Consider the following 11963-nt stretch of genomic DNA (forward strand, 5'->3'; position numbering starts at 1 on the left):
AGAACAATGAGGCGGAGACACACCCGACCCAAGGCGGGGAAGGTGTGGAACCCCCGCGTGGGTTGATGGAACAGCTTGGTGGCATCGCCATCGAGAACCGATGGCCGTTCGCGCATGGATGCCGGTGCGAACTGGAGTGATCAACGCGGTCGGAACCGCGTCGCAGCCTTGAAGATCGTGGCTGCCTGGGCATGTTGCTGACGGACGTCAGCGGAACATGGCCGGAAGCGTGGCGCCGGGGCGGCGCAAGCGTTAGCGAAAATTGGTACCCCTAACTGCCCGCATTCTCAAAGAAGGACCCTGTAAAGGCTTGCACGGTCGAGGAATCGTCCTTAAGTGCGCTACCGAGAATCACATTGGCTCAGGCTTGGTGGCCGTGGTCAAATTCATGTAGTCGTACTTTGCCCCTTCCCGACCGACAGGTAAGAGCCCAAAGAGCCCGTGAGCAATGAATCGAATTCCAAGCCTGCGCTACTCATCCTTCCATGCACGAGCTGTGCTGCGCGCAAGACTCGCTGCATTGCCTTCGATGCGCCGTCCTCATATGGGCTTGATGTCCGACGAACAGGAGGCGCCTGGCGACGTAGATCTGCTCAAGCTTTTGCTGGATACGACTTCGAGCCGAAACGATGATGAAGCGACGGCACGGCAGGAGTACATGCGCATTCGCTTGGAGGTGGGAGCCGAGCTGCCGGACTTCGATGAAGCGCTGGCGAGGGGATGGTTTCGGCTCATTCAGGGACGGGTAGTTCCTGCTGCTGCGTTGAGCGACTATTACCTTCGGCACGATGTGCCGTATGCAGAGGCGCTACGGTCTTTCGTCTACTGGCTGAGCGACGTGAAATATCAAATCGCGCAGCCAGGCGCCCATGCCAGTGCAAGTACCTTTGAGGACTACTTCGTCGCTGGAGCCCAATCGGGGCACAAGCCGCCCGTCCAGACGCCGACCTGGATTGCGGCGCGACTTTGGGATGACCCGCCACCAGTCGATATCGCAACGTGGGCCATGCGCTGGGAATTGCTCGATTGGGTCCCCCTGATTCCTTCTGCCGTTTGGTCTGAGCAGGATGCACAGCGGTTCAGGGAGGCTTCACTTCAAATCCTACGCAATGCCAATCTCCCCACATGGGACCATGTGTCCGTTGCCGAAAGCCTGCGGGCCTCCGGGGACATGCGAGAGCTGGCACCTATCGAAGTGAAGCCTGATCTGCTGGGGCGCGTCCTCGCTCGTACGCGCTCTCACTACGGAACCGACCTCTATGAGGCGCATGCGCTCTGTGCGCTCATGAGGGTACTGGTGCTTGAGCTGGCGCATGTCGAGGCTGGGCCGGTCCCTTCCAAGATGGCGCAGGAACTGGTCGCGCTGGCGACGTGCCATCCTGAGCTTTGCGACGTGCTGACCGACTGCTGCTTGCAAGCGCCGCAGGTCCTTGCCGACCTCATTTTCTGTCCATCTGCAGCGGGCCTCGTCTGTCTCCTGGTCGCTACATGGCATGTGCAGTTCCAGATCGACCGGGACTATCGCAATGAGGCTGCCGACTCGGTGCAAGCGTCATTGTTGGCGGACTGTCTGGAGGTTCTCCGGTATCACCTTGTTCAGGGCGACGTAGCTCCGACTGAATCCGCGCGCTTGCTGATCGTGATGCAGGAGCACGATTGCGGGGGGAGTGATGGCGTGCCTTTGCTGCCCATCGGCCTCGACCACCTGCGTGGACTGCCCGTGGATATCAAGCGGCAAGTTCGCCAGTCACTTATAGAAATGGCAAGCGCCCAGGCCACCTCCCTGGAGTTTGCGGTCATGCTGAAGGCCGTTGCCGTGGTGGGTGAGTCGTTGCCTCCTGCAGAAGCGGAGACCGTGGCTTCTGTTTATCGAAAGGCATTCCATGCAAAGGAACGGGCCGATACACGATGGGTAGACGTTACGGGCGCGGCCGCGCTGGCCCGGCTGGCAATGGATCACGGCCACCTCCAACCCAGGATCTTCTATCCCCTCGACTTGCAGGCCGAACTGGCTCGTCGACCGGACGATGTCGTGGGTCTGGGTTTGTCCATGCGTGAGCAGATACGAATGCTGAGCCGTGCGGTGGTGGGCTACCCCGAAAGCGTACCTGGCGACCTCGTCGAAGCATTGGCTGTGGCGATCCAGGCTGGGGCGAGTAATCGCCCAGACAGGGGCCGGGTCGACGCCTTCACATTCCAGCTGGACAACCAGGTCCGAGGTCGGCAAGGGCCGCGCCTGGAGTCAGATTTGATCGAGGCCGTGAATCGGCCGGAGGTTCCTGCTCAACAAGAGCGCCTCGTAAAGGCGCTCCTGCTGGTCGAGGATCCTCTGATACTGGCCATGTTGTTGCCCCGTGTGCCGGCGGTGTACCGAGAGCGCATTGTTGCCCGGTTGCGGGTATTGACACCCGACGAAGCTAGCCGTGCAGCATTCGTCACACAAGCGTCGGAGCGCGGGCAAGCGCTTCTGGATGCAGGGCTTCCTGAGCTTGCCAGTGCATATCTGCGAGAGGCCCAAGAAGCGCAACGTGGAAGAAATCTTCCCGCGTTGGCCGTGCAGACCCTGAATCAGCAATTGCAGATCCACTACCTGAGCGGCACGTTTGATGCGGTTGCATCCGCCAAGATTCCAGACGGTCTGCGGCCGGAACACCAGGCCGAGGCGCAGAGAACACTGGATTTCTTCCGCGCGCTGGTGTGCCTCAAGAACGAGCCACCCGAAGCCTTGAAAGCTGCAGGGATTTTTCACAGCCTGTATCGGCAGCACCCGTTGCCTGCATACGCGATCAACCTGCTCGCCGCACGTGTGGTCAAGCTCCTCGGGGAGAACCTGTTTCGTGTCGTGGTCGGGGAGGATGCTGAGATGGCCCGCCTCGCAATCGATGAGGCTGACCGGGCCATTCCTTCTATCAAGGGACTCAGCGACATGTCCCGCGCCATCCATGTGCCAAATTGCGCAGCCATGCTGCTAGCCGTTGGGCGCCCCAGGGAGGCCATGAATCGCCTCAAGGAACTTGCGTCTGCGGAGCGCACCGCCGAGAGCACGGCATTCGAGGCGGTGGCCAGCGCGAGGCTTGGCGAGCCGGATCGTGCCCGTGCGTTGATTCGGTCGGGCAGGGAGCGCTACGGCGACGCATCGCTGCTCGTCGGGGCCGAGAGCCACATCGATCATTCGGCCGGCTTTGGCGCGCCTCCCCTCTTGCTTTTCAAACAGGAGGCGGCGGTCCAGTTGCGCGCAGCCATGCGTTCATTCATGGAGCTCCCCGCTTCGGAGCAGGCAGAAGTTCTGATGGGGCCACCCTTGGCATTGGAGAAGCTGCTGACGGCAGCCTTTCAGGACGCGCTCGCCGCTTTTCAGCGAACGCTGTCATTCCTCAAGCTCGACAGGCATACGGAATTCGATGAAGACGACTTCAATGGCATTGTCGCCGAGTTGGTCGAAGCGCGACTCGAAGGAAGTTTGGGTTGGCAGGCGCACGAGCAGTCACCGGGCGGTTACACAGAGAAGGGCAATGCCGGAAGGCGTGACTTCGTGGTCCGTCGCCGAGGCGTAGACATTACCGTTTTCGAGGCGCTGAAAGCATCGCAGCCAAACGACAAGCGGATTTCTGCACATCTCCACAAGCTCTTTGGCTACTCTTGGGCCGACATCCTCTTCCATGTCACCTACAGCAATCGCAAGGACATCTCAGAGATGCGCACTGCAGTCGAAGAGGTGGCACGGCAGCCACCTCCGGGCACAACGTATCAATGCCAATCGGCGATACCCGCCGACGGGGCAAGGCCCGGCGCTGTCAGGGGAAGCTATCGTAGGAATGGAGAAGATGTCACAGTCATTTTCTTTGTGATCGACATGCGGCAGGAAGGCCAGCGCGCGGCGGTGGGGGCGCCAGCATTGATCGAGAACGCTGATCAGTGATGACGAGAGCCGGCGCCGGTGAAGGTCAGTGGCTGGGAAGATTCCGGTCATGGCCGCTCCAGCGAAAAGAAGGAGGGACATGGCCCCGCGTGGGGACGCATGTCCCTCGTGGGGTGGGATGAAAGGACGGTGGTGTGCCGGGTGTGGCTCACCAGCCGCTGTAGTGAAGCGTCAGGTCGGCGATGACCTTGCGCCGCTCTAGGTCGAGACCGCCGAGGTCGGACAGCCCCTCGAAGCCGCAACGCTTGAGCATCGCGCCGCCCTCGCGGGCGTTGTAGAAGCTGACCATCGCGGATAGGAACATCCGCTGGCCGCTGCTCAGGACGCCGAGGGCGTCGTTGAGCATCAGCAGGTTCGGGCGCAGATCCCACTTGGTGGTGGCACGCCGCAGGCCTTCGCGTGTGCCGTCGCCGAACCATTCGGCACCGGCGATGTTGACACCGCGCTTCCACGCCTCGAAGAAGGCTTGGGGCGCGGCGGCGAAGTGCTGGTGTTCCAGCTCGATCTGATCAATTACCTCTTGAGGCAGAGCACGGTTCATGACGGGGGCTCCTGGTGTTTGGACATCACGGGTTGAGGCGCTGCTGCCAGCGGCCAGTTTGCAGGGCGTGCTCGGCAGCGTGGTGCGATCGGAAGTAGCTGACCGACTCGCGCGAGACCGGACCATCCGCGTCGGCGGTGCCGATGTAATGGCCGGCTGCGCTGCAGAGCACCTGCAGGGGCAGGCGCTTGCCGACGTAGGCCAGGGCTTGGTAGCCGATGGATTCGGCGCGGGCCTGTTCAGCACTCGAAAGTGCCGATGCGAACGCAAGGGACATGGTTTTTTCCTGGTGGTTGAAGACCGAGAGCACCACGCCCTGACGGGAGCGGAGACCTCCCGAAAGGTTGAACATCGAAAGCATCCGCGTCGTGGCGACGCGCGTCCGCGGTGGTCGGTGCGAGACGGACTGGATCGGTCAACGCGGCGAACCGCGTTGCAGCCTTGAAGACCGGGGCTGCCAGGGCATGGTGCTGACGACCGTCAGCGACACATGCGAGAAGGATGGAAGCGCGGCGCCGCGCCGTCGCCGATCAAACGGAACCGCTCGCCGTCCGGTTTGCCCCGAGTGCTGGGTGCAGGAACCGATGCACCTTCCGGCTGCCCACGACCAAGGCGCCGAAGCCCCGCAGGGCTTTGGCTGGAGAGAAATCAATCCACCTGTGGGCTGCAAGCAGGCCAGGTCGTCGTCAAAGCCATTCGCTGCTTCAGCAATCTCACCCGACCCGTTTCGTGGCTGGGGCCGGCATCCTCTGGCATGTATCCACACACAAAGGGAGCCCGTTGTTCCGCCGGCGGGCACCGGCACCGAATACCGTCGACCGAAAGCGGTCTCCTGGCACCTCGCAGCCTTGCGGGCCAAGGCGTCAGGAGACCGCTCGCGGATGGGCGGAAGCACGTCGATCAGCGGAATCGCGGCGAGCGCGACTCGACGAAGCAATGACCTTCTCGCCCTGCCAGCCGTGATCGGCCTGTGCAGGACGCGCACACCGTTGCAGAAGGGAACGCGCGCTGGGGAGTCCCGCGGGGCGCGGGAGGTTTGCCCCGCCGTCGGCAAGAGCCGGCGTGGCAGAGGGAGACATGGGCGTCAGTTCGCCTTGGGGCGCCGACGCGGTGTGCTGGAGGTGCGGCTAGATGCGCCGCGCTTTCCTGCCGGGGCATCTTCGACCGGCTGCGTACCCTTGCAGTCCGGGTAGCGGCTGCACGACCAGAACGCGCCGCTCTTGCCGCCGCGCTGGCGCATCGATGCGCCGCACTGCGGGCAGTCCGGCGGAGGCGACAGCTTGATGGCGAGCGTGGCGCCGCGGTACTGCTGCACGAGCTGGGCGACCCAGCTCGATTGCTTGGCGATGAAGGTGTCCAGCGTCATCTGGCCGGCCTCTATCATGTCCAGTGCCTGCTCCCACACTGCCGTCGTGCCTGGGTCGGCAATGGCTGCCGGCACCGCGTCGATCAACGTGAAGGCCGCATCCGATGCACGGATGGCACGGCCTTTCTTTAAGAGATAGCCGCGGGCCAGCAACCCGCTGATGATGTTGGCGCGCGTCGCCTCGGTGCCGATGCCCGTGGTGTCCTTCAGCTTCTGCTTCAGCCGCGGGTCGGTAACGAGCTTGGCGACGCCCTTCATGGCCTTGACCAGCTCGCCCTGCGTGTAGGGCTTGGGCGGCAGCGTCTTCAACGCCTTCAGTTCGACTTGGGCGACTTGGCAGTAAGTTCCAGCCTGTAGCACCGGCAACACCTGCCCGCGCTGCGCGTCCTCTCCGTCACCGTCACCGTCCTCGGGCTCCGACGCCGCCTGTACCTGGCGCCATCCAGCCACCGCGATCTGCTTGCCGACCGCGACCAGCCGCTGGCCGCCGCACGTGAGCTGCGCCACCGTCCGGTCGAACTCGTGATGCGGCAGGAACTGCGCGAGGTAGTGGGCGCGGATCAGTCGGTAGACAGCCAGCTCCTTGTCGCTCATCGCCGAGACATTGGCGGGTTCCAGCGTCGGAATGATGCCGTGGTGCGCCGTGACCTTGCCGTCGTTCCAGGCGCGCGAGCGCTGCTGGCGGTCCAGGCGGTCGATCAGCGGCCGCAGGCTGGGGTCGGTCTTGACCAGGCTGTCGAGTACGGCCGGCACCTCGGCCAGCATGCTCTCGGGCAGGTAGCCCGAATCTGAGCGCGGATAGGTCGTTGCCTTGTGCGTCTCGTACAGCGCCTGGGCAATGTCCAGCGTCTCCTGCACGTCGAGGCCCAACTGCTTGGAGCACACCTCCTGCAGAGTGCCCAGGTCGAACGGCAGCGGCGGCCCTTCGCGAACGCGCTCGGTTTCTACTGACAGCACCTGGGCGGAGCCGGCCGTGCGCAGGCGCTTGGCGGTCTGCTGCGCCACCGGCTGTTGCAGGCAGCGGCCCGCATCGTCGGTGCTGCCTTGCGGCGGCGTCCAGCTTGCGACGAAGGACTGGCCTGCATGCGAAAGCGCAACCTCGATAGCCCAGAACGGTACGCAGACGAAGCGTGCGATCTCGCGATCACGATCGACGACCAGCTTCAGCGTCGGTGTCTGCACGCGCCCCACCGACAGCACGCCGGTGTAGCCGGCCTGCCGACCTAGAAGCGTGAACAAGCGGCTCAGGTTCATCCCGATCAGCCAGTCGGCGCGCGATCGGGCGAGTGCGGAGAAATACAGCGGCAGCGTCTCGGCGGACGGCTTGAGCGCACCCAGCGCTTTGCGGATCGACGCATCGTTGAGCGCCGACAGCCACAGGCGCTGAATCGGCCCGTGGTAGCCGCACAGGTCGATGATCTCGCGGGCGATCATCTCGCCCTCGCGGTCGGCGTCGGTCGCTATCACCAGCTCGCCCGCCTTGGCGACGAGCTGCTGCACGACCTTGAATTGCGCTGCGGTCGCCGCTTTGGGCTCGACGCGCCAACGCTCGGGAAGAATGGGCAGTTGCTCGATGGCCCAGCGCTTGTATTGCTCGCCGTAGCCTTCGGGCGGAACCGCCTCGACCAGATGACCGATGCACCAGGTCACGACGACACCCGCGCCGCTGTAGCAGCCGTTGCCGCGTTGACCGGCACCCAGCACAAGGGCGATGTCCTTGCCCTGGGACGGCTTCTCGCACAGGAACACGCGCATGAAGCCTCCTTGGAAATGTGCGGTTCATTGGATGGGCGTCAGCTTGGCGGGGCCAGGAGATGCCGGCAGCAAGGAAGCCGATTGATGCAGACACCGCTTTGTGATCGGCAGGCGGTCCGTTGCCGCAGCGGTGTGCATAGACCGCAGGAGCTGGCACAGCAAGAGCGTCGTTTTGGGAGGGCGGCTGGAACTCCGTGGACGAGCTTGGAGCTATCCCCTGGGGATAGCTCGCTGGTGCATCGCGGGCGTATGACGGTTGCTACAGCCGCCCTCGGGGGAACGGCGATGGGCGAATTACTGTCCGCCGGTCGGCTTGGTGCTGAGCGCCACCGACTCGATGCGGTACGGCAGGATGCCCACGCGCCGCGCCTCGACCTTGAACGTCACGCGCTCGTTCTCGTCGGCGTCCTCCCATTCGTCGCGCACGGTGCGGCCCTCGACCAGCACCCGCATACCTTTCTGGTACAGCGTCTTCCAGTGCTCGGCGTCGCGGTGCCACACCTCCACGGGCGCCCAGAAGCCGCCGCGATCTTCGTACTCGCCGTCCTTCTTCGGGATCGGGTTGTCGAAGTAGACGTTCAGGCGAAGCAGCCGGCGCGGCTCGTCGTTGCCGTTCGGAAATTCGCGGTAGTCCGGCGCAGAACCGATGTTGCCCTCGCCGACGAAGTGCGTGCTCATGGTGACTCCTTGGTGGTGGGTGGAACGGACGCGGTATGCCCGTGGACGCGCCGCAGGTAAGCCGCTTCGGCCTGCGCGGCCTTGTTGGCGCATTCCAGGGCTTGGCGAGCGATGCTGTGGGTCAGGCTGATCTGCATGTTCAGCACGATGCGCTGCAGTTCGATCGCGTACAGCTCGTCGATCAGCGAGGCCGGCGTCGCGGGGTTGGCCAGCAGGGCCTCCCACAACGCCACGCCCATGGAGGAACGGTCGAGGTTGCGCCAGCGCAGGAAGGTCGTCCCTGCGCCAGTGGCCTGCTGGGCCAGTTGCACGTCGAGCAGGCTGAAGGGGTAGGCGCGCGCCTGGGGCAGCACGCGCCGCTGCGCCAGGCCAATCACGTCGTCGCGCAGCGCAGCACATTGCCTGGCCCAGGTCTCCAGACTCCCCTTACCCTTAAAAGGCTGTAAAAGGCCCTTTAGGTAGCCTGCGTGTTCCAGCCGCTGGAAGTCCGCCTGTTCCAGCGCCACGAAGCGCGTGGAGTGGCTGATGGGGGGCGATGCTGTCATGCGCCAGCATCCTCATCGCCCGCAGCACCATCGGCTGCGCCACCCGTGGGAGCGTGCGCATCGGGCACAATGGCAGGCGCAGCAGGCGGCGTGCCGGGCTTGGTTGTCCGCCGCGCGATCGGTGGCGCAAAGCGCGAACGGTGTGTGCCTTCGAGCACATCCAGCGGCAGCTCGCCGAATTTCTCCAACGCCGCCCGCGCCGCGGCATTCTTCGCCGCGAAGTCGTCGCGCGTCGTGCCCGAGTAGCGGTACTGCTGGGCCAGCGAGAACAGGCTGCGCAGCGCGTGCGCACCATCATTGAGCCAGCGCTCCAAGGTGCTGCGATCGATCAGCGCCGTGTGGTGCGCCAGGATGAGTTTGCGTGCCAGGTCGTCGTAGTCGGCCAGCAGATACACCGCCATGAAGCCGAGCTGGGCGTTCACGAACAGCGGCAGCTTCACCGGCTGCACGTTCATGTTCTCGCCCAGCGACAGCGCCGCTGGCACGTCGGCCAAGGCCTGATCCACCTGGTCGCGCAGGGTCTGCAGACGGGTCTTGGTGTCGGCGAGCTTGTCCTCGATCCGCAGCATCCACCAGTCCGAGTACGGGTCGTCCTGCTCGGCGCCGCGCTTCATCTTGTTCATGGCGCCGATGAAGCCGTTGAGACCGATGATGCCTGGGCGCCCCTCGGTCGGCGCGCGGCCGTGCCAGATGCGCGATGCGTGGTGTGTGTGCAGCGTCAGCGACATCGCGCTGCGCAGCGATCCGAGATTCAGTTGCAGGGGTTCTGTGCGTTCGTTGGCCATGAGAGCGACTCGCGGTGAAGGGGCGAGTCGCCAGCATCGGCATCGACCGGAAGGCCGTCAGTCAACAAACCGCAGCCCATGCGCGCCCGGTTTGTTCCGCACGGAAGGCTGTGTGTGCCGGCTATCCCCTGGGGATAGCTCGGCGGAGTCGTTCGCGGCTCGCGCGGAGGTGAGACCGCGTCGCGGGGTTATGCCTCGCGAGGTCTGTACCAGGCGGCCCGTTGACCCTCCACCTCACGGTAGCGAAGCTCGAACAGGCGGCACTCGTGCACCACCTGACGCCAACTGCTGCAGCCGTACTTGGCTGGAAGCTGCTCTGGATGCCGGCCCGCGATCCAGCGGCCAGCAGCGGCGATGGGTGTCCAGCCCTCGACGGCCAACTGCGCGGCGGCCTCGCGCAGCGCGCGGACGATGCCGGCGGCCGGCCAGTCCACCGTGCCGTCCGGCGCGATGCCATTGACCACCAGGTCGTGGAACACATCCGACTGGACGAACTCCGCTGCCAGGCGCCGCGCCTGATCCATGTGCTCGGCCCAGCCGCGCAACTGCTCGAAGTGTTGATCGATGCGCGTGTAGGCGGAACCGAGTTCGTCCTGTGCGGTGCGGCACCCGTCCACGGTCCATAGATCGTGCTGGTCGATGAAGTGGTGCACCAGGGTGTTGCGCAGCGATACCAGGTCTTTGAGGTCGGCCTGGGTCTTGGCGTAGTCCTGTGCAGACAGGCTCAGTTGCACGCGCGTGCGAAAGGAAATCACATCGCCGGGAAGATCGTCGTCGCGTTCCTCGCCGCCATTTTCATCGGTGACGACATACGAACCAAACAGTTGTCCGACCAACGTGCCCAGGGTCTTGGTCGCGGCATCTTCAATCCGCGCTGCGCGAATGGCCTCCAGCGAATGCGCTGGGCCTGAAATCTCGTGGTGGGCCACGATGGCTTTCATGAGGCGCTCGTATTGTTGAAGGCGCAACAGGCATCTGCCCAGCAAGCGCTGAACGTCTCGCTGTAGTGGTTGCAGTGCGTTTGTGGCGGGGGAAGTCGTCATGTCCATCGTCGGCCGGGCTCGTGCGTGGCTGTCCTCGTCTGATTCACAGGCGACAGTTTCGCCTGTCATTCGGCGGGCGACAATCGAGCGCTGCGGAAAGATGTCTGTTCCAGCTATCCCCTGGGGATAGTCAACTCAGCGATCACGCAAGGCTTCTCGGAGCTGCGCCAGGTAGGCACGTGCCACCTCGGGGTCAGCCGCACGGGATGCCGGCGGTGACGATGGCGCAGGTGGCGGGGGCGCTGGCGGTGCCGATGCACTTTCTCCGGCCCAGGCCTTGAACTCCCCGCGCAGTGCCTTCTGGATGATGCCAAACAGGTAGCCGGCTGGGTTGCGTACCGCGCTGTTGTGGCAGCGTGCCACCCACTCGTCGAGAACAGCCTGCCTCTGCGCCTCGTCCACCTGCTGCAGCGCCACCAGCGCGCCGGCCTGCTGCTCGTCCTTCAAGCGCAGGAAACGCTCGGGCAGCCGCAGGTTCTGCAAGGCCCTCGCGCGCGGTACTGTACGTACTTCATTTATACGATCATTACGTACTGTACGGTCCTCCTTTGGAATCCGAAGAGAGCCGTCCGGCGCGGGTTTCGGCCCTGCTTCGGATTCCGAAGACGGGCGCGCAGCATTCCGAAGAAGGGCTTCCTGGCCTTCTTCGGATTCGTGGTCGGCACCCTCCTGTGGATAACCTGGCGTCGTCCAGCCATGTCGCGCCATGCGCTGCGCCAGCACCTGCAGGCGGGTCGGCAGCGTGCGGCCGCTGAGCAGCGGGTCTTCGGCAATCTCCTTGAGCGTGTTCATGCCCACGATCTGCACCGCCTTGGCGGCATGGGTCAGCGCCTGACTGACCAGGCCGAGGTAGTCGGCATCGAGCTGCATCGCCTCGAAGGGCGACAGCGGTTCGTCGTGCAGCACGTAGAGGTTGCCTTGAATGCGGCCGGTCTTCGGGTCGCGCCGTCGTCGCACCAGGCTCAGCCAGCGTGTCAGCCGCAACAGCGTCAGGGCGCGCGCCACGGTCTCGTACGAGGCTTGTGCCGCGCAGGGCATCGAGGCCAAGTAAGGGCGCAATTGGTCGTAGGTGGGAAAGGCGGTCACGCCGTCGTCGTTGAGCTGCAGGCGGAACACCTGCCAGGCGTTGCGCTCCAGCGGCGTCAGGCGTCGGTCGAGGAACAGCCTGCGCGGCACGCTCTCATGGCGGTTGCCGCTGTAGAGGAAACCGTCGGCGGCCGGCGCCGTGCCCTGCGCCGCTTCCTTCGACTCAAGGTGCCGCAGCGCCTCGTCGAACAACGCCGACAGCGCAACGGGGCCTTCGCGCCGTGGTGCGCCGCCCGTGGTCATGG

At 64.5% G+C, this 11963-nt stretch carries 9 protein-coding genes; 1 reads left to right on the forward strand and 8 read right to left on the reverse strand.

Features of this window, described 5'->3' with window-relative positions:
• The first annotated feature begins 553 nt into the window (after window positions 1–553).
• Window positions 554–3919 (forward strand): hypothetical protein, encoded by a 3366-nt coding sequence (locus AC5P6X_RS01430; RefSeq protein WP_329756935.1) that lies wholly within the window; start codon window positions 554–556, stop codon window positions 3917–3919.
• A 148-nt stretch (window positions 3920–4067) separates the two neighbouring features.
• Here the strand turns inward: AC5P6X_RS01430 and AC5P6X_RS01435 are convergent, their stop codons facing one another.
• From AC5P6X_RS01435 to AC5P6X_RS01470, 8 genes are all read right to left on the reverse strand, one after another.
• Complete coding sequence (locus tag AC5P6X_RS01435; protein WP_329756936.1) at window positions 4068–4460, reverse strand: hypothetical protein; 393 nt, start codon at window positions 4458–4460, stop codon at window positions 4068–4070.
• Between the two features lie 25 nt (window positions 4461–4485).
• Complete coding sequence (locus AC5P6X_RS01440) at window positions 4486–4812, reverse strand: hypothetical protein (RefSeq protein WP_427916876.1); 327 nt, start codon at window positions 4810–4812, stop codon at window positions 4486–4488.
• 732 nt (window positions 4813–5544) lie between these two features.
• Window positions 5545–7581 (reverse strand): DNA topoisomerase III, encoded by a 2037-nt coding sequence (locus AC5P6X_RS01445; protein WP_329756937.1) that lies wholly within the window; start codon window positions 7579–7581, stop codon window positions 5545–5547.
• Window positions 7582–7875: 294 nt separating this feature from the next.
• Window positions 7876–8259, reverse strand: a complete 384-nt coding sequence (locus AC5P6X_RS01450; protein WP_095377268.1) for a single-stranded DNA-binding protein — start codon at window positions 8257–8259, stop codon at window positions 7876–7878.
• Window positions 8256–8804 carry a DUF3158 family protein gene (locus tag AC5P6X_RS01455; RefSeq protein ID WP_329756938.1) on the reverse strand — a complete coding sequence of 183 codons (549 nt, stop codon included), beginning with the start codon at window positions 8802–8804 and terminating at the stop codon, window positions 8256–8258. Before AC5P6X_RS01455 ends, AC5P6X_RS01450 begins: the two co-directional genes overlap by 4 nt.
• Window positions 8801–9589 (reverse strand): PFL_4669 family integrating conjugative element protein, encoded by a 789-nt coding sequence (locus tag AC5P6X_RS01460; RefSeq protein WP_329756939.1) that lies wholly within the window; start codon window positions 9587–9589, stop codon window positions 8801–8803. Before AC5P6X_RS01460 ends, AC5P6X_RS01455 begins: the two co-directional genes overlap by 4 nt.
• Window positions 9590–9777: 188 nt before the next feature.
• On the reverse strand, window positions 9778–10530 hold the full coding sequence (locus AC5P6X_RS01465) for an OST-HTH/LOTUS domain-containing protein (protein WP_329756940.1): 753 nt from the start codon (window positions 10528–10530) through the stop codon (window positions 9778–9780).
• A gap of 237 nt (window positions 10531–10767) precedes the next feature.
• Window positions 10768–11961: an STY4528 family pathogenicity island replication protein gene (locus tag AC5P6X_RS01470; RefSeq protein ID WP_329756941.1), complete on the reverse strand. Its 1194-nt coding sequence runs from the start codon at window positions 11959–11961 to the stop codon at window positions 10768–10770.
• Window positions 11962–11963: the final 2 nt, after the last annotated feature.

Source organism: Stenotrophomonas sp. YJH_SMC_40 (assembly GCF_059368615.1).